The 20,558-nt window shown below is 62.5% G+C and carries 18 protein-coding genes; 4 read left to right on the top strand and 14 right to left on the bottom strand.

Features of this window, described 5'->3' with window-relative positions; genetic code table 11:
- Window positions 1-10: 10 nt before the first annotated feature.
- The 3 genes from guaB to AAEU42_RS09270 all read left to right on the top strand — a co-directional run bounded on the left by guaB (window position 11) and on the right by AAEU42_RS09270 (window position 3,616).
- Window positions 11-1,486 (top strand): IMP dehydrogenase, encoded by a 1,476-nt coding sequence (guaB, locus tag AAEU42_RS09280; protein ID WP_342233257.1) that lies wholly within the window; start codon window positions 11-13, stop codon window positions 1,484-1,486.
- 362 nt (window positions 1,487-1,848) lie between these two features.
- Entirely contained in the window at window positions 1,849-2,643 is a 795-nt protein-coding gene (locus AAEU42_RS09275) for a cell wall hydrolase (RefSeq protein WP_342233256.1), read from the top strand.
- Between the two features lie 154 nt (window positions 2,644-2,797).
- A complete protein-coding gene (locus AAEU42_RS09270) occupies window positions 2,798-3,616 on the top strand; it encodes a methyltransferase domain-containing protein (protein WP_342233255.1) in 819 nt (272 codons plus the stop codon).
- A 48-nt stretch (window positions 3,617-3,664) separates the two neighbouring features.
- On the opposite strand, the gene AAEU42_RS09265 is transcribed toward AAEU42_RS09270, so the two are convergent.
- The 14 genes from AAEU42_RS09265 to aspS all read right to left on the bottom strand — a co-directional run bounded on the left by AAEU42_RS09265 (window position 3,665) and on the right by aspS (window position 19,535).
- Window positions 3,665-5,119 carry a stalk domain-containing protein gene (locus tag AAEU42_RS09265; protein WP_342233254.1) on the bottom strand — a complete coding sequence of 485 codons (1,455 nt, stop codon included), beginning with the start codon at window positions 5,117-5,119 and terminating at the stop codon, window positions 3,665-3,667.
- A 77-nt stretch (window positions 5,120-5,196) separates the two neighbouring features.
- Window positions 5,197-6,666: a stalk domain-containing protein gene (locus AAEU42_RS09260; protein ID WP_342233253.1), complete on the bottom strand. Its 1,470-nt coding sequence runs from the start codon at window positions 6,664-6,666 to the stop codon at window positions 5,197-5,199.
- Between the two features lie 70 nt (window positions 6,667-6,736).
- Complete coding sequence (locus tag AAEU42_RS09255) at window positions 6,737-7,705, bottom strand: ABC transporter permease (RefSeq protein WP_342233252.1); 969 nt, start codon at window positions 7,703-7,705, stop codon at window positions 6,737-6,739.
- A complete protein-coding gene (locus tag AAEU42_RS09250) occupies window positions 7,702-8,850 on the bottom strand; it encodes an ABC transporter permease (RefSeq protein ID WP_342233251.1) in 1,149 nt (382 codons plus the stop codon). Before AAEU42_RS09250 ends, AAEU42_RS09255 begins: the two co-directional genes overlap by 4 nt.
- Window positions 8,847-10,382 (bottom strand): ABC transporter ATP-binding protein, encoded by a 1,536-nt coding sequence (locus tag AAEU42_RS09245; RefSeq protein WP_342233250.1) that lies wholly within the window; start codon window positions 10,380-10,382, stop codon window positions 8,847-8,849. The genes AAEU42_RS09250 and AAEU42_RS09245 overlap by 4 nt, the downstream gene beginning before the upstream one ends.
- 163 nt (window positions 10,383-10,545) lie before the next feature.
- On the bottom strand, window positions 10,546-11,727 hold the full coding sequence (locus AAEU42_RS09240) for a BMP family lipoprotein (RefSeq protein WP_342233249.1): 1,182 nt from the start codon (window positions 11,725-11,727) through the stop codon (window positions 10,546-10,548).
- Between the two features lie 136 nt (window positions 11,728-11,863).
- A complete protein-coding gene (mtnA, locus tag AAEU42_RS09235; protein WP_342233248.1) occupies window positions 11,864-12,946 on the bottom strand; it encodes an S-methyl-5-thioribose-1-phosphate isomerase in 1,083 nt (360 codons plus the stop codon).
- 29 nt (window positions 12,947-12,975) lie between these two features.
- Complete coding sequence (locus tag AAEU42_RS09230; RefSeq protein ID WP_342233247.1) at window positions 12,976-13,725, bottom strand: SDR family oxidoreductase; 750 nt, start codon at window positions 13,723-13,725, stop codon at window positions 12,976-12,978.
- A 17-nt stretch (window positions 13,726-13,742) separates the two neighbouring features.
- Window positions 13,743-14,177: a cupin domain-containing protein gene (locus AAEU42_RS09225; protein WP_342233246.1), complete on the bottom strand. Its 435-nt coding sequence runs from the start codon at window positions 14,175-14,177 to the stop codon at window positions 13,743-13,745.
- 1 nt (window position 14,178) lies between these two features.
- Window positions 14,179-14,835: a class II aldolase/adducin family protein gene (locus tag AAEU42_RS09220; RefSeq protein ID WP_342233245.1), complete on the bottom strand. Its 657-nt coding sequence runs from the start codon at window positions 14,833-14,835 to the stop codon at window positions 14,179-14,181.
- A gap of 151 nt (window positions 14,836-14,986) precedes the next feature.
- On the bottom strand, window positions 14,987-16,423 hold the full coding sequence (gene gatB / locus AAEU42_RS09215) for an Asp-tRNA(Asn)/Glu-tRNA(Gln) amidotransferase subunit GatB (RefSeq protein ID WP_342233244.1): 1,437 nt from the start codon (window positions 16,421-16,423) through the stop codon (window positions 14,987-14,989).
- Entirely contained in the window at window positions 16,424-17,917 is a 1,494-nt protein-coding gene (gatA, locus tag AAEU42_RS09210; protein ID WP_342233243.1) for an Asp-tRNA(Asn)/Glu-tRNA(Gln) amidotransferase subunit GatA, read from the bottom strand.
- 1 nt (window position 17,918) lies between these two features.
- The gene (gene gatC, locus AAEU42_RS09205; protein ID WP_342233242.1) at window positions 17,919-18,206 is read right to left on the bottom strand and encodes an Asp-tRNA(Asn)/Glu-tRNA(Gln) amidotransferase subunit GatC; all 288 of its coding nucleotides are present in this window, start codon (window positions 18,204-18,206) and stop codon (window positions 17,919-17,921) included.
- Window positions 18,207-18,218: 12 nt separating this feature from the next.
- Window positions 18,219-19,535 carry an aspartate--tRNA(Asn) ligase gene (gene aspS, locus AAEU42_RS09200; RefSeq protein ID WP_425288205.1) on the bottom strand — a complete coding sequence of 439 codons (1,317 nt, stop codon included), beginning with the start codon at window positions 19,533-19,535 and terminating at the stop codon, window positions 18,219-18,221.
- 448 nt (window positions 19,536-19,983) lie between these two features.
- Here aspS and AAEU42_RS09195 point away from each other — a divergent pair, with 448 nt between their 5' ends.
- A complete protein-coding gene (locus AAEU42_RS09195) occupies window positions 19,984-20,553 on the top strand; it encodes a uracil-DNA glycosylase (protein WP_342233241.1) in 570 nt (189 codons plus the stop codon).
- Window positions 20,554-20,558 lie beyond the last annotated feature (5 nt).

Genomic DNA, 20,558 nt, shown 5'->3' with positions numbered 1-20,558 from the left:
GAGATGCATTATGGTCAACACGGACGCCGCCCAGAAGTTCCTCAAACAGGGCTTGACCTTTGACGATGTGCTGCTGATCCCCGCTGAGAGCGATGTGCTCCCGGCCGACATCGACCTGCACACCCACCTGACGAAGAAGATCGTCCTCAACATCCCCCTTATGAGTTCCGCCATGGATACCGTCACGGAGTCCCGCATGGCCATCGCCATCGCCCGGGAGGGCGGTATCGGCATTATCCACAAGAATATGTCCATCGGGGCCCAGGCCGAGCAGGTGGATATGGTCAAGCGCAGTGAGAACGGGGTCATCACCAACCCCTTCTGGCTGGCTCCGGGCCACACCCTGGCCGAGGCCGACGAGCTGATGGCCAAATACCGTATCTCCGGCGTGCCCATCTGCGACAACGGGAAGCTCATCGGCATCATCACCAACCGGGACATGAAGTTTGAGGTGGACATGACCCAACTCATCGACAACGTCATGACCAAGGACAAGCTGGTGACGGCCAAAGAGGGCATCACCCTGGAGGAGGCCAAAGAGATCCTCCGCAAGCACAAGATCGAGAAGCTGCCCCTGGTGGATGACGATTTCCGGCTCAAGGGCCTCATCACCATCAAGGACATCGAAAAGGCCCAGGTCTATCCCAACTCCGCCCGTGACGAGAAGGGCCGGCTCCTGGTGGGCGCCGCCATCGGCGTCACCGGCGACGTGATGGACCGGGTGAGCGCCCTGGTGGACGCCGGTGCTGACGTGCTGGTGCTGGATTCCGCCCATGGACACAGCCATAACATCATCGAGTGTGTCAAGCGCATCAAGGCCCTCTATCCCGACACCCAGCTTATCGCCGGCAACGTGGCCACCGCGGAGGGCACCCGCGCCCTCATCGAGGCGGGGGCCGACTGCGTGAAGGTGGGCATCGGACCCGGCTCCATCTGTACCACCCGTGTGGTGGCCGGTATCGGCGTGCCCCAGATCACCGCCGTCTACGACGCGGCCCGGGTAGCCAAGGAGTACGGCGTGCCCATCATCGCCGACGGCGGCATCAAGTATTCGGGCGACATCGCCAAGGCCATTGCCGCGGGCGGCGACGTGGTCATGCTGGGCTCCCTGCTGGCCGGCTGTGAGGAGTCCCCTGGGGATACCGAGGTGTACCAGGGCCGCCAGTTCAAGGTCTACCGCGGCATGGGCTCTCTGGGCGCCATGGCCAAGGGTTCCAGGGACCGCTACTTCCAGGAGAACAACAAGAAGCTGGTTCCCGAGGGCGTGGAGGGCCGTGTCCCCTACAAGGGAACCGCCTCCGACACCATCTATCAGATGATGGGCGGTCTGCGGGCCGGTATGGGCTACTGCGGCTGCGCCACCATTCAGGACCTTCAGGAGAAGGCCCAGTTCATGCAGATCACCTCCGCGGGCCTCAAGGAGTCCCATCCCCACGATATCTATATCACCAAGGAAGCCCCCAACTACACCCTTAATCCCCAGTAAGGAGCCGATTTCAAATAGAGGGACCGCCCGGCCGTAGCCGGGCGGTCCCTTTTTAGCGTTCCGGGTTCGGAAGGGCGGAACCTGCTGTCCGCAGTGCTGGAAAAGCTGTCCCAGCGGGGATGGAAGGGGGCCGGTCTGCGGGATATCCTCCAGGCCGTGGGTATTCCCAAGCCGATTTTCTGCGGGATCATTACGCCTCATTGTCGGAGCACAGGGGCTCCCGTTTACCGCCCCGCTCTCATAGCGTTTCTGAATAAGGGTACTGGCTCCCTCGACGAAAAAGGGTTGCAATCGGCAGGGAAATAGGTTACAATATGGTAACAAAAGGTTTCCAAACGGAAACAGTGAGGAGCGAATCGACCTTGAACAAGCGGATCACTCACGCACTGCTCTGCCTGACCCTTCTGCTGGGGCTCAGCACCCCGGCTTTCGCGGAAGAGACCCCGGCGACCGTGGAGGTGACGCTGAATGGAGAGGTGGCCGAGGGGCTTTCGGCCACGATCTATGACGGGACTTCCTACCTTCCGTTTTACGCGGGCACCCTGGCCATCCGGCCCGACGCCCAGATTAACTGGGAAGATGGCCAGTTCGTGGCCACGGCGGCTGACTTCACTATGACCGCCCGGGCTTACGACCATTACCTGGTGGTCAACGACCGTTACCTCTACATCCCGGACGGCATCAAGGCGGACCCGGATGGGACCATCTATGTGCCCGCCAGGACCCTGGCTGTTGCCCTGGGGGCCTGGATCGGCTGGAACGACCGGGTGGAGCTCTGCTCCGGCGGTGTCCCCCTGACCGCCGAGGCCAGGCCCTATGACGACGCCACCCTGGACCTGATGGCCCGTGTCATCACCCATGAGAGCGGCTATCAGCCATTGGCGGGCAAAATCGCCGTGGGAAATGTGATTATGAACCGGGTGAACAGTCCCTCGTTTCCCAATACGGTCTATGAGGTGGTCTACCAGCCCGGCCAGTTCCCCGGCGCCGCCAGCTATGAGCCCAACGCCGAATCCATCCTGGCGGCCCGGCTGTGCCTGGAGGGAGCCAACGTGGTCCCCGGCGCCTACTGGTTCAACGGGGCGGGGAAGTCCTGCTGGGCCTCCCGGAATAAAGCAACCATCGCTGTTATAGGCGGCCACGCCTTTTACGGATAAACCAGATCAGCGCCTCATCCGTCCGAACGGGTGGGGCGCTTTTTTATGCGGGACAGATACAACCGCCGGTGGAGTTTCGCCCCATGGTCCCCGGGAAGGTTGATTGACTTTCAGAAAGCGGGATGGTAGGCTGAAAGAAAAGGAGGGAGGCCCTTTGGAAGCCTTCGCGAAGAATGTTGCCCGTCTGCGGCGGGCCCTGGGTCTGACCCAGGAAGAGCTGGCCGAGCGGCTCAGCGTCTCGCCTCAAGCGGTGTCGAAATGGGAAAACAACCAATCTCTGCCCGACCTGTCTCTGATCGCCGCCTTAGCCGGCCAGCTTGGCGTGAGCGTGGATGGTCTGCTGGGGCATGTGCCGTCTCCCCGGCGCAGTACGGCCTATGAGGGCCGGTACGGGGGAGAGGACTACTACTGGGGCTCGGCCCCCAATGAGCTGTGTTACGATGTCCTGCGCCTTCGGCCTCCGGTTCGGCCGCTGCGGCTGCTGGATCTGGGATGTGGGGAGGGGAAGGACGCGGTTTTCTTTGCCCGCTGCGGTTATTCCGTCACAGCATTCGATCTGTCAGAGCGCGGGCTCGACAAGGCCCGCCGCCGGGCGCTGGCGGCGGGGGTGGAAGTGGACTTCTTCCAGGCCGACCTGCTGGACGTACAGCCGGAAGGAGTCTTTGATGTAATCTTCGCCTCAGGGACGCTCCATTACCTGGGCCCGGAGCGGCGTCGTGAAATGATGGAGCATTACCAGGATCACACGGCGCCCGGCGGGCTCCACGCACTCAACGTTTTTGTCTCCAAGCCCTTTCTCCCGGCGGCCCCGGATGAGGAGTCTCCCGCCACATTATGGCGTTCGGGGGAGCTGGCGGAGCTGTACGCCGACTGGCGCTTTCAGCGGATGGAGGAGGTCATATTCGACTGTGACAGCAGCGGGGTGCCTCATCAGCACTGCATGGATATCCTGGTGGCGGAGAAGTGGGTATAAAAAAGGTCCCGGACACCTAAGGTGTCCGGGACCTTTTAGTTTTCGATCTTACTGATGGTCGGTATCAGTGAGGTAGTTGTAAAAGGCTTTGTTGACGTAGAGGTCCACCAGTTCCACGCTCAGGTCGGGAGCCTCCTCCTTGACCACCTTGGCGATGGCGCCGGTGTTGTCCACAGTGGAGAAGGGGTGGATGGTATAGGGGCCGTTGTGGACCACGTTGTCCTTGATGAGGGTATAGTTCTCAGTGTCCTTCATGGGGACGGTGGAGGTGTACAAAGGCTGCCACCAGGCGCCGGCCAGCAGGGGCTCGGTGGGATTGCCGTCACCATCAGTGTTGCTGTCCCACTTCTTGGCATACTTGCCGATGAGACCGTCAAAGGCCTCCTTGTCGGCCACGGTATCGAACTCCAGCTTCATATCATACTCGGTGGCGTAGCAGAGATAGCGGCCGCCCTCGATAGCCTTGACCTCATAGGTGGGGGTGGGATCGCTGGGAGTGCCCCACTCGGTCAGGTACTCATAGATGGAGGTCTTAGGCTCCATAGCCACCTTGGCGTCGATGCCCTCGCTGTTGAGCAGGGCGATGAGCTGGATCGCGTGGGTGATATCGCTGTGGCCGTACTGAAGGGTGTACTCGGGCAGGAAGTTGGCATTGTAGCCGTCGTACTTCAGGTTGTAGCCGGTGGAGGCCCCGGCAATAACCAGATCAGCGCCCAGCTTGGACAGCTTCTCGTCGTCAAAGTTGCCGAAGGTGGCCCAGGCGGACTGGAGCTTCTGATAAATGTCGGGGTCGCTGGCGTTGCCCAGATAGTTGCGGCCCTTGCCGGCAATGTTCACGGCATTCATGAGGAGCTGGGTGGCGGTCTCACCGTCCAGCAGGGCGGTGAAGTCCCAGATGCCGGAGGCCAGGGAGGTGTCCAGGGCGGCGGCGACACAGCGCCACTCGTCGTCGTCCGCGGGGACCTTGGCGATACCGGCGGTGGAGGCCTGCATCTTCTCGGCGGAATAGACCGCGGCCAGTTCCTTCAGCCCACAGTTTTCCACGGCGGCCTGGACGGCGGCGCTCAGGCGGTCGCCATTCATCTTTACGGCGTCCTCACCGAACACCTTAACCAGGGCGGCATTGAAGACGGCGGCGGAGACGGTACCGGTCATGGGCTCGATGCCGAAGTACTCCTTGAGGTAATCGGCGGCCTTCTCGTCTACGGGGGCGGTGTCCACGTACACCCGGTAATTCTCGGCGTCGTATCCCACCTGGGCGCCCAGGGCGTTGGACATGGCACGGACGGGAAGGTAAGTGGTGCCGTCGGCAGCAAAGATATCCACGGTTTTTCCGGCGGCATCGGTGGGGGTGACAGCCTTGCCGTCCACGTAAAGGCCAAGTCCGCTGTCCACCTCGAGATTCTTACGAACCAGATTGTCGGCGAGGGCGGGGACGACCAGGGTGGCCGTCAGAGCGGTAGCCAGGGAGACGCTGAGGATACGGGAAGTTTTCTTGTTCATGCGTTTAGCTCCTTTCCTTTTCAAAACAATGAGAAGCCGGCCGCGCCGGCGGGGAATATGGTCTTATAGGTTAAAGGTCAGTCCTCACGGCTGGCGGTGAGATAGCGGTAGAAGGCGGCGCAGCAGTAGAGGTCATTGACCTGAGTCTCCAGCTCGGGGGCCGCTTTTTTGACCGCCGCCGTGATAGAGGCGGTCTGGTCAGCGAGGGAGTTGGAGTGGAGGGTGTAAGAACCGCTGTGAATCACGTTGTCCCTGATGTGCTGGAAATCTCCGGTGGACACCGGGACGTCGGAGGTGTAGACCGGGTGCCACTCACTGTTGCGGATGAGAGAGGGGGTAAAGGTCCCGTCCTCGTTTTGGTTGACCTTATACTTTTTGGCGTACTGCTCCACGATGGCGTCAAAGGCCTCTTTGTCGGCTATGGTGTCGAACTCCAGCTGCATGTCATATTCCAGAGCGGAGACCACAAGACCGTAAAAATCCTTTTTGTCATTGGCGCTTCCTACGACTGCCACTCCGCCATCCTGGGCCTCGGGATCAGTCTTATCCTCGTAGTCGGTGTTGAGCCACATGGAGGACTTGGGCTCCAGCTGGACCTTGGCGTCCAGTCCGGCGGCGTTGAGCAGGGCGATAAGCTGGATCCCGTGCAGGATGTCGCTGTTCACATAGGTCATGGTATATTCAGGCAGGAATTTGGCGTCGTATCCGTCATATTTCAGATTGTAACCGGTGATGGCCCCGTCAAACAGAAGGGTGTCTCCCAAGTCCTTGAGGGTCCCGTCGTCGAAAAGGGTGAAGGAGGAATAGGCGGATTGGAGCTTCTGATAAATGTCGGGATCGCTGACGTTGCCCAGATAGTTGCGGCCCTTGCCGGCGATATTCACGGCGTTCATGAGGAGCTGAGCGGCGACCTCGCCGGTGAGGCCGGAGTCGAAGGACCAGGTACCGGAGGCCAGGGAGGTGTCCAGGGCGGCGGCCACATAGGGGAGGCAGCCGGCCTCGATTTTTCCGGCGCCGGCGGTGGAGGCAGCGGATTTTTCCGCGGAATAAGTGAGGGCCAGCTCCCTGAGCCCGCAACTTTCCACCGCGGCCTTTACAGCCTGCGCCACGGTCAGGCCGGCGCCCACGGCGGTCTTGGCGTCCTCGCCGAAGATTTTGACCAGAGCGGCGTTGAAAACATCGGCGGAGACGGTGCCGGTCATGGGCTCGACGCCGAAGTACGCCTTGAGATAGTCGGCGGCCTTCTCGTCCACAGGTGCAGTGTCCACGTAGACCCGGTAATTTTCCGCGTCGTAGCTCACCTGGGCGCCCAAGGCGTTGGACATGGCCCGGACGGGGAGGTAAGTGGTGCCGTCGGCGGCGAAAACGTCCACGGCGGCTCCGCCCGCGTCCCTGAGTTCCTGCTTCTTGCCGTCCACGTAGACGGAGAGACCGGCGTCCACCGACAGATCTTTTTTAATCAGGTCGGCTGCGGCGGGAATGACCAGGGTGGCAGTCAGGGCGGTGGCCAGGGAGACGCTGAGGACACGGGAAGCTTTTTTGTTCATGCGGTTCACTCCTTAAATCATTACGGCTGACTGGAAAATCAGCTCCTATATTGGTAAAGAAAAAACGTGATCACCGCTTGCCCTTATCGTAGATCTCGCCCAGGGCCCGGGGGGCACGGTTGCTCTTGGAGAAGAAGATGAGCAGCAGGAGGGTGATGATGTAGGGCAGGGTCATAAAGAGGTCGGAGAAGGCGGCGGCCAGGCCAAGGGCCTGAGTCAGGGCAAAGCCGGCGGACCGGGCAAAGCCGAAGATGAGGCAGGCCCACAGGGTGGGCATGATCTGCCAGTTGCCGAAGATGAGGGCGGCGATGGCCAGATAGCCGTAACCCATATAGATGGAGGGGGAGAACTGGGCGGAGATGGAGTAGGCGAAGCAGATGCCGCCCAGGCCGGAGAGGGCGCCCGACACCATGACGGCGGCGAAGCGGACCCGGCCCACCTCCACGCCCGCGGCGTCCACGGCGTGGGGATTGTCGCCGCAGGCCCGCAGGTGCATCCCGAAGGGGGTCTTGTAGAGGAAGTACCAGGCCAGGAGGGCCACCACAATGATGACGATCTCAAAGGGGTAGAGGTTGGTGAAAAAAGCCCCCAGCACCGGGATGGAGGACAGCCCGGGGATGGAAAAGCGCACCGAGGTGCCCAGCACGAATTTGTTGGAGGGGGCGCCGAAAACCGAGGCGTTCAGCTGGCTGGTGAGGAAGGTGGTGAGAGCCATGGCCAAGATGTTGATGACCACGCCGCTGATGACCTGGTCGGCCTTGAACCGCACACACAGCACGGCGTGGATCATGGAGTAGACCATGCCGCCCAGCATGGCGAAGAGCATGGCCAGGAACATAGGCATCTGGCTGCTGGCGGCGAAAAAGCCGGAGAGGAGGGTGGCGGCCAGAGCGCCCGTAAAGGCGCCGAAGCCCTGAAGGCCCTCGATGGCCAGGTTGGTCACGCCGCTGCGCTCGGAGTAGATGCCTCCGATGGCCATGATAAAGAGGGGGAGGGCGAAGGAGAGACCGTCGATGATGAGGGTATTGATGGTGTTCATACGCGCTCCTCCTTTCCGTCGGCCTTGGTCTGGGCGTCTGCCGCCTTTTGACGGCCCCGGTCGATGAGATAGCTGAAGAAGGCGCCGCAGGCGGCAAAGAGCAGGATCAGCCCGGTGATGAGGGAGCCGATCTCCTGCCGCACCCCCACGGTGGAACTCATGTAGGTGCTCCCCTTGTCGATGACCGTGATGAGGAAGGAGGACAGGAGAATGCCGATGGGGCTGGAGTTGCCCAGGATGGACACGGCGATGGCGTCGAAGCCGGTGGAGATGAGGGTGTCGGGCTGGATGGAGCCGTAGTAGCCCAGGAAGTAGGTGGCGCCCGCCAGTCCGGCTAGGGCCCCGGAGAGAGCCATGGTGATGATGAGGTTCCGGCCCACGTTGATGCCGGCGTATTTGGCGGCCCTGGGGTTGGCCCCGATGGTGCGGAACTCAAAGCCGAGCTTCATTTTGTTGAAGAGGAAACGGACCAGGAATACGGCGATGATGGCCAGGATGATGCCCAGGGGGATGTCCATTTTCAGCCCGCCGATCTCGGTATCCATCAGGGACAGACGGGCGGAGGCGTTGATGGCCCTGGACTGCCGGGAGACAGGGTCGGCCATGAATTTCTTGATACAAAAGCTGACGGAATAGCGTACGATATAGTTGATCATGATGGCCGAGACCACCTCATTGATATTCCACTTGTATTTGAGGAAGCCAATGAGGGAGGCCACCAGGGCGCCCACCAGGGCACTGATGAGGACTACCAGGGGCTTGGCCACTCCGGCGGGGAAGGAGGAGTAGCCCACCGTGACGGTAGCGATCAGCCCGGCGGCCATCATCTGGCCGGAGACACCGATATTGAAGAGCCCCGAGCGCATGGCCACGGCCACGGACAGGGAGGCGAAAAGCATGGGCGTCCAGGCGTTCAGGAGGCTCATCAGGTCGGTGAGCATGCTCTTTTTCGCGGCGTAATTGGCCTTGGGGATCAGCCCTGAGCCCTGGAGGTAACTGAGATAGGCGGTGATGGGGTTCTTGCCCAGCACCAGGTAGACCACGGCCCCGGCCAGCAGGCTCAGAAGGATGGCCAAGATGGGGATGGTGAATTTCTGCCGTTTGCTGTCCCCCATGAGGGTGAGGAACCAGTTTTGTTTCTTCATGCCTGCTTCACCCCCATCATGTACTGGCCAACCTCGTTGGTGGTCATGGTGTCGGCGGGCGCGATCTTCAGCATCTCACCGGAGAAGATAACGCCGATGGTGTCGGCCAGGCCCATGATCTCGTCCAGCTCCAGGGAGATGAGGAGGATGGCCCGTCCCTTGTCCCGCTCCGCCAGAATTTGGCGGTGGATGTTCTCAATGGCGCCGATGTCCAGGCCCCGGGTGGGCTGGACAAAGATCATCAGCTTGGAGTCCAGCTCGATCTCCCGGGCAATGATGGCTTTCTGTTGGTTGCCGCCGGACATGGAGCGGGTGACGGTGTGGATGCCCTGGCCGGAGCGCACGTCGTAGTCGCCGATGAGCTTTTCGCCATACTCGTCAAAGGCGGCGGGGTTCAAAATGCCCTTCTCGCAGAAGGGGGGCTTATAGTAGTTTTTCAGCGCCAGGTTGTCGGAGAGGGGAAAGTCCAGCACCAGACCCACCGACTGCCGGTCCTCGGGGATGTAGGAGATGCCCAGGTCGGTACGCTCCCGCACCGTGGCGTGGGTGATGTCCTGCCCGTCCAGGGTAATGGTCCCCTCGGCGGCCTCCAGCATCCCGGTGACGGCGTCGGCGATCTCGGTCTGGCCGTTTCCGGAGACGCCGGCAATGGCAAAGACCTCCCCCGCCCGTATGGTAAAGGATACATCCTTTACGACAGGGAAGCCGTTGGCATTGTGCACGGTCAGATGCTCCACTTTCAGCACTTCGGCCCCCGGGTTGGCGGGGATCTTGTCCACGACGAAATCCACCTCCCGGCCCACCATCAGGTTGGCCATGGTCTGGGTGGAGGTGGCCGCTACGTCCAGCACGTCGATGAGCTTGCCCCGGTTCAGGATGGCGCACCGGTCGGCCACCTGCTTGATCTCCTCCAGCTTGTGGGTGATGAGAATGATGGTCTTGCCCTGATCCCGGAGTCCCCGGATGATTTGGAGGAGGAAGTCGATCTCCTGGGGCGTCAGGACGGCGGTGGGCTCATCGAAAATGAGGATCTCCGCCTCCCGGTAGAGCATCTTCAGGATCTCCACCCGCTGCTGGGTGGAGACATTCACGTCCTCGATCTTGGCGGTGGGGTCCACCTCCAGACCGTACTGCTTGGACAGGGCGGCGACCTTCTCGTTGGTCCCCTTGATGTCCACCACAGGGACGATACCCATGAGCCGCTTGGGCTCGATCCCCAGGATGATGTTCTCGGCGATGGTGTAGTTGCTCACCAGCTTGAAGTGCTGATGGACCATGCCAATGTTCAGCTTGGTGGCGTGGTTGGGGGAGGAGATGTGCTCCCGCTTGCCCCGGATCCAAATCTCACCCTCGTCGGGCTCGTACATGCCGAAGAGCATGCTCATGAGGGTGGACTTTCCTGCGCCGTTCTCGCCCAGCAGGGCAAAGATCTCACCCTTTTTGATGCCCAAGGAAATGTCGTCGTTGGCGACGATGCCGGGGAAACGTTTGGTGATGTGGCGCATTTCCACGATGTATTCGTCGTTTGCCATTTCGTTGCCTCCTTCTCGCGGACCTTTGAGGAAGACGCCGGACCCGGTGTCCTCCTCAAGGGCTCGTGACCCTTGAAAAAGAGCGGGGCGCTCCGTCAGTAGTTTTAAGATACAAACGGAGCGCCCCGTCCTCATAAAAGCGGAAAACGCTGAAACGTGCGGCTTACAGCCCGGGGAACTCCTCGGGAGTGTTGCCGTTGAAGTTGGAGGCGGGCACGATAGTGCCGTCCTTCACCAGGGGATAGACGTCGGCCAAGGCCTTCAGAGTGTCCTCGGAGAGCTGCTGGCGGCCGGCCTCGGAGACGTAGCCGGTGGAGTCAGTGTCGGCATGCAGGGTGTAGTTGCCGCCCTTGAAGGTGCCGTCCACGATGGCGTTGAGCTGGCGCTCCACGTTGACGGCCATGTTCTTCAGCGCGGAGGTGAGAATGATGTTGTCGGAGCCGTTGGCGCCGTCGTCGTACTGGTCCACGTCGCAGCCGATGACCTTCACGTTGCCGGCCTCCTTGGCGGCGGTGAACACGCCGTTGCCGGAAGCGCCGGCGGCTACGAAGATGATGTCGCAGCCCTGCTGGATGAGGGCCTGGCCCACGACCTTGCCCATGGCCTCGTCGCCGAAGTTGCCGGTGTAGTTGCCGCCCACGTTGGCGTTGGTGACGTCGGTGCCGGCGTAGGAGGCGATCTCCACGATCTCAGCCTTGGTGCCCAGGTTCTTATTGGCGTAATTCACGCCGGACTCGAAGCCGAACTGATAGTTGACGTTGGAGGGGTAAGCCACGCCGTTGACCACGGCCACCTTGCCGGTCTGGGTTTCCATGGCGGCGGAGATGCCGGCGAAGAAGCCGCCCTCCTGCTCGGCGAACTGCATGGCGTAGACATTCTCAACCTCTACGTCGGCGCCGTCGGCGGAGGGGAAGGAGTCCACCAGGATGAAGGACTTGTCGGGGTTGTCCTGGGCGATGGTAGCGATGCCGGCGAACTGGAAGCCGGTGCAGACCAGGATGTCGTAGTCAGCCACGATATCGCTGACGGTCTGGGCGGCGGCGGCGGGGTCGCCGGTGGGCTCCTGGACGGGGGTCACGGTGTCGATGTTGTCCCGGCTGGCGATGAAGGCCAGGATGCCGTCGTAGTTATCCTCGTTGAAGGAGCCGTCATCCACGGTGTTGGGGCTGGTGCAGATGGCGATCTTCAGACCCTCGGCCTTGGGGGCCTCGGAGACGGCGGTGCTCTCGGCGGCCTTGCTCTCCTCGGGCGCTTTGGACTCGGTGGCGTTGCCGCCGCAGGCGGCCAGGGAGAGGGCCATGGCAAGGGTCAGGCCCAGCGCGGGGATTTTCTTGCTCAATTTCATTCTAGTTCCTCCTTAAATTTGGCAATCCATACATGGACCAGAAAGACGGTCCAAGTATATCCTTAATCATACTAAGTTTCGGCAAAAATAACAAGCCCGTATTTTACAAAAATGTGTCAGTTTCTCCAACCGGTTTTTACTTGTCCCCGGCAAAGAGGGCCGCCAGACTGTCGCTGAAGGGGGGGTAGCAGATGCCCTTTTCCGTGACGATGGCGGTGATGAGGCTGTGGTCGGTGACGTCGAAGGCGGGATTGTAGCACTTGACCTCCGCCAAAGCCTGGGGCTCGGCGTAGAACTTGTTCTTGATCTCCTCCGGGTCCCTGAGCTCGATCTCGATATCGTCACCGGTGGCGCAGGACATGTCGATGGTGGAGGTGGGGCCCAGCACATAGAAGGGGATGCCGTAGTGCTTGGCCAGGATGGCCACGCCGGAGGTGCCGATCTTGTTGGCGGCGTCCCCGTTGGCGGCGATGCGGTCACAGCCCACCAGGCAGGCGTTGATCCAGCCGTTCTTCATGACGATGGAGGCCATGTTGTCGCAGATAAGGGTCACGTCGATGCCCGCCTTCTGAAGCTCGTAGGAGGTGAGCCGGGCCCCCTGGAGGAGGGGGCGGGTCTCGTCGGAAAAGACGTGGAACTCCATGCCCTTTTCCTTGCCCAGGAACATGGGGCCCAGGGCGGTACCGTAGCGGGAGGTGGCCAGAGGCCCGGCGTTGCAGTGGGTGAGCAGGCCGTCGCCGTCCTTCAGGAGGGAGAGGCCGTATTCGGAGATGGCCCGGCACATTTCGATGTCCTCCCGGTGGATGGCCCGGCACTCGTCGCCCAGGGCGTCCAGCACGTCCCCCAGGTCCTCGTCCCCCTGGCCCCGGTCCAGCACCCGGTCCATCCGGTTCAGGGCCCAGCTCAGGTTGACGGCGGTGGGCCGGGAGGAATTTAAGTAGTCCTTGTAGCGGCAGAAGGTGGTGACGAAATAGTCGAAGTCATCGGTGTCGATCTGCCGGGCCAGGGCGTACATACAATATCCGGCGCAGATGCCGATGGCAGGGGCCCCCCGCACCTTCAGTAGCTTGATGGCGTCATACATCTCCTGGACGGTGCGCAGGGTCAGGTACTCGGTGCGGTTGGGCAGCTGGGTCTGGTCGATGATGACCACGCTGCGCTCGTCGTCTCCCAGCCGCACGTTGTCAATGTGGGTCACTTTGGTCAGTTCTTCGGACATGGGGCTCACTCCTTATCATTCCATTTCGTTCAGCAGTTCAGGTATCCTCCGTCCACCACAAGCAGGTGGCCGTTGACGTAGTCGGAGGCGGAAGAGGCCAGGAAAACCACCGGGCCCATCAGATCCTCCGGCACGCCCCACCGGCCCATGGGGATCTGGGCGTCGATCTGGGCCACGGCCTCCGGTTTGGTGCGAAGCTTGGCGGTATTGTCGGTGACCATGTAGCCCGGAGCGATGGCGTTGACGTTGATGTGGTACTTGCCCCACTCGTTGGCCCAGGCCCGGGTCAAGCCGTGGACGGCGTGCTTGCTGGCCACATAGGCCGCGTCCCCGGAGCCGCCCCGGCAGGACTGGACGGAGCAGGTGTTGATGATCTTGCCGCCCCCCAGGGCAATCATCTGCCTGGCGATGTCCCGGGTGAGGAGGAAGAGGGAGCGGAGGTTGACCTCCATCACGGCATCGAAGTCCTCCGCGGTGTGATCCTCGGCGTTGGAGAGGCGGATGATACCGGCGTTGTTGACCAGGATATCCACCCTGCCGAAGGCGGCGATGCACATTTGGGCCAGTTCGGGGGCGGCGGCGCTGTTCCCCAGGTCGTGGGTGATCTCCACGGCCCGGCGGCCCAGCGCCTCCACTTCCGCCTTGGTGGAGCCCATGCCGTGAAAGCCCACGCCAACGATGTCGGCGCCGGCTTCGGCCAGAGCGAGGGCCATAGCCCGGCCCAGGCCCCGGCTGACGCCGGTGACCACGGCCACCTTGCCGCTGAGAGAAAAGTCCATAAAAACCCCTCCTTATTTTATCTGAGATCCTCTTCGATGGGCGGATGGGGAAGATAGCAGTCCTCCGGCCGGAAGGCGGGGGAGACCACGCAGGAAACCAGGGCGAAATCGCCGTCCACCACGTGGGTGGTCTGCCACTGATGGGCGGGAGCCACGGCGAGGAAGCCCTGGTCCACCCCGATCCGGGGGCCGAAAACCTGCTTTGTCCCCTCCACGGGGACCGGGCCGTCCCCGCCTAAGGTCATTTCCAGGCTGCCGCCGGCGTGCCAGGTCCAGATCTCGTTGGACTTGAGCTGATGCCAGCGGGACCGCTCCCCCTTTTTTAAAAGGTAGTAGATGGCGCTGACGGTGACGTCGTCCTCCGCCCGCCACAGGCACCTGTGCCAGCCCCCCTCGTCCTCCAGAGGCACCAGCCCCAGGGCGGTGATGAGCTCATCCGCTGTCTGCGCCATGTCAATCCTCCCGCTTCTGGGCCAGCTTTTGGTAAAAGCCGGTCATGGATTTCAAGGTGTCGGCCTGTTCTTCGGTCATCTCCACGCCGCCGCCCATCTGGCCCACGTAGTAGTAGACCTTGGCGGTCTGCTCCACCGTCTCCATCCGGTCGAAGGCGGAGAGAAGGGAGGGCCCCCAGGCCAGGGCGCCGTGATTGGCCAGCAGCACGGCGGAGTGGTCCCGGACGAAGGGTTTCACTGAATTGGGCACCTCATCGGTGGAGAGCATGGCGAATTCGGTCACCGGCACCTCACCCAGCCCCACCACCAGCTCCGCCAGATACTTTTCCTTCAAGGGGCGGCGGCAGACGGCAAAGGCGGTGGACATGGGGGGATGGGCGTGGACCACGGCGTTCACGTCGCTCCGCTCCCGGTAAACCATCCAGTGCATCTTGCTCTCGGAGGAGGGATGCCGGTCCCCGGAGAGGATGTGTCCGTCCAGGTCGGTCTCCACCAGCATATCGGGGGTCATCCGGCCCTTGCCCACGCCGGAGGGGGTGATGAGGATGGTGCCCCCCTCCGTCCGGGCGGAGACGTTGCCGTCGTTGGACACCACGTAGCCCCGGTCGTAGAGGAGATGGCAAATGTCGCAGATTTCCTGCCGCAATTTCTCGTACATAGACAGCCTCCATCATTTTTTGTACTCACAGTCTATCATGAAGCGACATTGAAAGCAAGACGGTTTTCGGGCGTCGGGGGGCTGGGCGGCGCTGTACGGGCCATGCCGGTAAAAAGGGGGAGACGCAAAGCGTCTCCCCCTTAAAAACAACCTAACTTTTCTCCAGCTTTTCCAGCACGGCCTCGTTGACGGCCCTGGGGTCCGCCTTGCCCTTCATCTCCCGCATGACCTGCCCCACCAGGAAGCCGAGGGCCTTCTTTTTCCCGGCCTTGAAGTCGAGGATGGATTGGGGATTGGCGGCAAAAGCGGTCTCCACCGCCGCCACCAGCAGACCGGGGTCGCTGATCTGCTCCAGAGCGTGGGCCTTCACATACGCGTCCACATCCCCGTCGCTGTCGAAAACGGCCTCAAATACCTTCACGGCGGTGTTCCGGTTGAGCCTGCCCTCCTTCACGAGCTGGATAAGCCGGGAGAGGGTGGGGGGCGTCAGGTGCATCTCCCTGGCCTCGATCCCCTTGGCGGAGAGCTGGCCAAGCACCTGGCCCATGATCCAGTTGGCGGTCTGCTTGGGATCGGAGCCCAGGGCCACGCAGGCCTCAAAAAAGTCCGCCAGGGCCTTTTGGGAGGTGATCATCTGGGTGTCGTATTCCGGCAGGCCATAGTCGGTTTGATAGCGGGCCATCTTTTCTTCGGCCAGCTCAGGCAGCTGGCCCCGGAGCCCCTCCAAATAAGCCTCGCTGAGTTCCAGCGGCGGGATGTCCGGCTCGGGGAAGTAGCGGTAGTCCTGGGCGTTTTCCTTGGAGCGCATGGCGAAGGTGGCGTCCTTGTTCTCGTCCCACCGGCGGGTCTCCTGGGTCACCCGCCCGCCCTCCTCGATCAGCTCCACCTGCCGTCTGGCCTCATAGGCGATGGCCCGGGCGATGGCCTTGAAGGAGGCCAGGTTCTTCATCTCGGTCCGGGTGCCCAGCTCCCGGCTCCCGGCGGGACGGACCGAGAGGTTCACGTCGCAGCGGAGGGAGCCCTCCTGCATCTTGCAGTCGGATACCCCCAGGTATTGCAGGGTGGACCTGAGTTTCTCCAGATAGGCGATGACCTCCTCGGCGCAGCGGAAATCCGGCTCGGTGACGATCTCAATGAGGGGGACCCCGCAGCGGTTGTAGTCGCACCGGGTCTCGTCCAGCCAGGGGTCGTGGACCAGTTTGCCCGCGTCCTCCTCCATGTGGAGTTCGTGGATGCGGATGACCTTTTCAATCCCGGAGGGTGTGCGGATGGGCATTTTCCCGCGGCGGACGATGGGGAGGTAGAGCTGGCTGATCTGGTAGGCCTTGGGCAGGTCGGGATAAAAATAGTTCTTCCGGTCGAACTTGCAGGAGCGGGTGATCTCTCCCTCCAGGGACAGGCCTGTTTTGACGGCGAATTCCAGCACCTTCTCGTTGAGGACGGGCAGGGTGCCCGGCATCCCGGTGCACACGGGGCAGCAGTGGGTGTTGGACTCCCCGCCGAAGGCGGTGGTGCAGCCGCAGAAGATTTTCGTTTTCGTAGCCAGTTCCACGTGGGTTTCCAGACCAATCACAGTTTCCCAGGTCATTCAAATCACCCCTTCCGTGCCGGTTCCCTCTTGGGGAGAGATGTCAGCCCCAGGCTGACGGAGCGGGTATTCCCTCGGATGCCGCTTATGATAGTCCGTCTCCAGCTGAAATCCGTGGGCGGCGTTGAGGACGGCCCGGTCTCCCAGGGGAGGGCCGATGAGCTGGGCCCCGATTGGAAGCCCCCGGCTGTCGAAGCCGCAGGGCACAGAGATCCCCGGCAGGCCCGCCAAGTTGAGGGGGACGGTGTAGATGTCGGAGAGGTACATCTTCAGCGGATCGCGGAGGCTTTCCCCCAGCTTGGGGGCGGTGGTGGGGGCTATCGGCGTCAGCAGAAGGTCGTAGCGCTGGAAGGCCTCGTCATAGGCCTGCTTGATGAGGGCCTTCACCTGAAGGGCCTTTTTATAGTAGGCGTCATAGTACCCGGTGGAGAGGACAAAGGTGCCCAGCAGGATGCGCCGCTTCACCTCACTGCCGAAGCCCTCCGTGCGGGTCTTGCGGTAGAGGTCTGTCAGGTCCTCGTAGCCCTCGGCCCGCCAGCCGTATTTCACCCCGTCGAACCGGGACAGGTTGGAGGAGGCCTCGGCGCAGGCGATGATATAGTAGGCGGGCACCACGTAGTCCATCACCGGCAGGGAGCACTCCTCCACCACGGCCCCCCGGCTTTTCAGCACCCCGGCCACGGCCAGCACGGCGTCCTTGACCTCGGGGTCCAGCCCGTCTCCGAAGCACTCCGCCGGAAGGCCCACCCTCAGCCCCCGCACGTCGCCGGTGAGGCCCTCCAGCAGGCGGCCGTAATCACCGGCCAGGCTGGTGCCGTCCCGTTTGTCCTGTCCCTGGATGATGTCCAGCACGGCGGCGCAGTCGGTGGCGGAGCGGGCGATGGGGCCCATCTGGTCCAAGGAGGAGGCGTAGGCGATCAGGCCGTACCGGCTGACGGTGCCGTAGGTGGGCTTCATGCCGGTGACGCCGCAGTAGGCCGCCGGCTGGCGGATGGAGCCGCCGGTGTCTGAGCCAATGGCGTACCACACCTCGCCCGCGGCCACGGCAGCCGCCGCCCCGCCGGAGGAGCCGCCGGGGGCCCGGGACAGGTCCCAGGGGTTGCGCACCGGGCCGTAGAAGGAGGTCTCCGAGGTGCTCCCCATGGCGAACTCGTCCATGTTCAGCTTGCCCAGGCACACCGCCCCGGCCTGGCGGAGCCTTTCCGCCACCGTGGCGTCGTAGGGCGGCTGGAAGCCCCCCAGGATCTTGGAGGCGCATGAGGTCATGACCCCCTTGGTGCAGATGTTGTCCTTCAGGGCCATGGGCACCCCGGACAGGGGAGAGGAGGCGGACGCGGGGGCGGCCTGATCCGCCGTCACCGTGATAAAGGCGTTGTTTTCACTCTGGCAGGAGCGGATGCGGGCTTTGGCGGCCTCCAAAACCTCGGCGGGGGAGACCTGGCCCTGTCTCAAGGCCGCGCCCAGCTCCAGGGCGGTGAGCTCACAAAGTCCCATCTCAGTCCACCGCCTTTGGGACCAGGAAGGTCTCCTCATCCCGGCCCGGCGCGTTCCAGAGCAGGTCGGCCCTGGGGAAGGAGGGCTGGACCTCATCGGGGCGGGTCACGTTCTTCACCGGAAACATGTGGCTCAGGGGCTCCACCTCCGCCGTGTCCAGGCGGTTGAGGATGTCCATATAGGAGACGATGGTCTCCAGCTCCCCGGCCATTTTGGCCTGCTCCAGGGCCTCCAGCTTGAGCCGGGAGAGGGTGGAGATATATTCCACCATTTCTTCTGTGATTTTCATGATTTGACCTCCTTAAGGCTCCAGCCGGCTCAGGTCCCGGGGGAAGAGGCAGGCGTGCCGCACATTGTCCAGTCCGCACAGCCGGGCGGTGAGCCGTTCCAGCCCGATGCCTAGCCCCCCGTGGGGCGGCATCCCGGCCCTGTGGATCATGAGGTAGCTCTCGAACTCCTCGGGGTGCATCCCCCGGGCCAGCATCTTGTCAATCTGCTCCTGGTAGCCGTGGATGCGCTGGCCCCCGGTGGTGACCTCCATTCCCCGGAAGAGAAGGTCGAAGGAGAGGGTGTACTTGGGGTCCGACGGGTCGTCCATGGCGTAGAAGGGCCGCTTTTTGCTGGGGTAGTGGGTGACGAAGAGGAAGTCGGAGCCCAGCACCTCTTTGGCGTACCGGCCGATGGACTGTTCCTCCTCCGGCTCCAGGTCGTAGGGGTCCCGGATCCGGTAGCCGTACCGTTCCGCCGCCAGCCCCTTGGCCTCGTCGAAGCGCAGGGTGGGGATGGCGGCCGCATCGGGCAGCTCCAGCTCCAGGCGGGCAACGTCCCCGGCGTATTCCTCGGCCAGCAGGGCCATGGCCTTTTGCAGAAAAAGGGTCTCCACCTCCATGAGGTCGTAAAAGGAGTCGAGGAAGCCCATCTCCAGGTCCATGGAGGTATACTCGTTGAGATGCCGGGCGGTGGAGTGCTTCTCGGCTCGAAAGACCGGCGCTATCTCAAAGACCCGCTCGTAGGCCCCCACCATCATCTGCTTGTAGAACTGGGGGGACTGGGCCAGAAAAGCCTTGCGGCCGAAGTAGTCCAGCCGGAAGATGTTGGAGCCTCCCTCCGCCCCGGCGTGGACGATCTTGGGGGTGTGGATCTCGGTGAAGCCCAGCTGGTGAAGGGTCTCCCGAAAGGCCCTGGCCAGGGCCTCCTGAACCCGGAACACCGATCTCTGGCGCAGGTTCCGAAGGCCCACGGGCCGGAGGGCCAGCTCCGTGTCCAGATTCAGGTTCAGCTTCCGCTTGGACACGGCCACCGGCAGGGGGGCGGCGGGACGGGAGAGGATCTTCAACTCCTCCGCCGCCAGTTCCACGCCGCCTGGGGCCCTCGCCTCCTGGCGGAGCAGTCCGGACAGCTCCACGGCACACTCCTCGGTGACGCCCTGGAGGTCGAACCCCTCTCCGCACACGCATTGAAGCACCGTCTCGGACCCTCGCAGGGTGAGAAAGGTGATGCCTCCCATATCCCGCAGGGCGTGGACCATGCCCCGCACCGTGACCTGCCTGCCGGTCCTTCTCCCGGCCTCCTTGAGGGCCATGACCCTCGCTGACAACGTACCATCCATGTTTTTCATTTTGCGACACCTCAGGGCTCGGTCCCGCCCTCCCAGACGGGGCCGAAAGAATGGAGCCCGGGACGAAAAAAGTCCCGAAACCGCGTGCAAAGCACACAGTTCCGGGACGGAAAATTCCGCGGTACCACCCGAGCTTGCCGCCTCGCCCTTGAGACGGCCACTCTTCTCCCGTAACGTGGGAAGACGTGGAGCCCTGACGCCCTGCGGCCTCGAACCCCCGGCTCCGGAGTGTTGCGCGTCCTCTCTTTGCCGAAGCGGGCTCTCAGCCGGTGACCCGCGTTTTCTGTCGGCACGCCCGAGGGGCGGGCTCCTTCATCGCTTTTATTAGGAGCTATTATACGCAGAACTTTTTTGAATTACAATGGTGAATTTACACAGAATCCCAACTTTTCAATGGGGGGCGTGTGTGTTACAATGGTCATAAAACAGGAAAAGGGGAGAAAAAGATATGAACGAATGGGATACTCTGCGGGAGGAATGTCTGGCCTGCCGCCGCTGCGGCCTGGCGGACACCCGCACCAACGTGGTCTTTGGAGAGGGGAACCCGGAGGCTGAGGTTATGTGCATCGGCGAGGGCCCCGGGGAACAGGAGGACCTGACCGGCCGCCCCTTCGTGGGCCGGGGCGGCATGCTCCTGGACGATATGCTGGAGATCATCGACCTGAGCCGGAAAAAGAATATCTACATCGGCAATATGGTGAAGTGCCGCCCGCCCCAGAACCGGGACCCCCTGAACATCGAGCAGGAGGCCTGCGCCCAATGGTTGGAGCGGCAGATCCAGCTGATCCGCCCCAAGATCATCATCTGCCTGGGCCGCATCGCCGCCATGAAGTTCATCAAGGAGGACTTCAAGATCACCCGGGAGCACGGCCAGTGGTTTGAGAAGGACGGCATCCTCCGCATCGCCCTCTTCCATCCCGCCGCCCTGCTCCGGGACCCCCGCCGGCGCCCGGAGACCTTCGAGGATCTGAAAACCATCCAGGCCAAGATCCGGGAGGTCTGCGACCACACCTATTGATGTGG

This window comes from Pseudoflavonifractor phocaeensis, assembly GCF_038439875.1.
Taxonomy (GTDB): domain Bacteria; phylum Bacillota; class Clostridia; order Oscillospirales; family Oscillospiraceae; genus Vermiculatibacterium.
The sequence above is the reverse complement of the archived record's forward strand: the minus strand, read 5'-3'. Positions and strand labels throughout refer to the sequence as shown.

Excerpts from the sequence above, each read along its gene's own strand:
- mtnA (WP_342233248.1), bottom strand. The coding sequence starts at position 12,946 with ATGTCCGAAGAACTGACCAAAGTGACCCACATTGACAACGTGCGGCTG.
- AAEU42_RS09225 (WP_342233246.1), bottom strand. The coding sequence starts at position 14,177 with ATGGCGCAGACAGCGGATGAGCTCATCACCGCCCTGGGGCTGGTGCCT.
- guaB (WP_342233257.1), top strand. The coding sequence starts at position 11 with ATGGTCAACACGGACGCCGCCCAGAAGTTCCTCAAACAGGGCTTGACC.
- AAEU42_RS09265 (WP_342233254.1), bottom strand. The coding sequence starts at position 5,119 with ATGAACAAGAAAACTTCCCGTATCCTCAGCGTCTCCCTGGCTACCGCT.
- gatA (WP_342233243.1), bottom strand. The coding sequence starts at position 17,917 with ATGGGACTTTGTGAGCTCACCGCCCTGGAGCTGGGCGCGGCCTTGAGA.
- aspS (WP_425288205.1), bottom strand. The coding sequence starts at position 19,535 with ATGAAAAACATGGATGGTACGTTGTCAGCGAGGGTCATGGCCCTCAAG.
- gatB (WP_342233244.1), bottom strand. The coding sequence starts at position 16,423 with ATGACCTGGGAAACTGTGATTGGTCTGGAAACCCACGTGGAACTGGCT.
- AAEU42_RS09220 (WP_342233245.1), bottom strand. The coding sequence starts at position 14,835 with ATGTACGAGAAATTGCGGCAGGAAATCTGCGACATTTGCCATCTCCTC.
- gatC (WP_342233242.1), bottom strand. The coding sequence starts at position 18,206 with ATGAAAATCACAGAAGAAATGGTGGAATATATCTCCACCCTCTCCCGG.
- AAEU42_RS09260 (WP_342233253.1), bottom strand. The coding sequence starts at position 6,666 with ATGAACAAAAAAGCTTCCCGTGTCCTCAGCGTCTCCCTGGCCACCGCC.
- AAEU42_RS09230 (WP_342233247.1), bottom strand. The coding sequence starts at position 13,725 with ATGGACTTTTCTCTCAGCGGCAAGGTGGCCGTGGTCACCGGCGTCAGC.
- AAEU42_RS09250 (WP_342233251.1), bottom strand. The coding sequence starts at position 8,850 with ATGAAGAAACAAAACTGGTTCCTCACCCTCATGGGGGACAGCAAACGG.
- AAEU42_RS09245 (WP_342233250.1), bottom strand. The coding sequence starts at position 10,382 with ATGGCAAACGACGAATACATCGTGGAAATGCGCCACATCACCAAACGT.
- AAEU42_RS09195 (WP_342233241.1), top strand. The coding sequence starts at position 19,984 with ATGAACGAATGGGATACTCTGCGGGAGGAATGTCTGGCCTGCCGCCGC.
- AAEU42_RS09240 (WP_342233249.1), bottom strand. The coding sequence starts at position 11,727 with ATGAAATTGAGCAAGAAAATCCCCGCGCTGGGCCTGACCCTTGCCATG.
- AAEU42_RS09255 (WP_342233252.1), bottom strand. The coding sequence starts at position 7,705 with ATGAACACCATCAATACCCTCATCATCGACGGTCTCTCCTTCGCCCTC.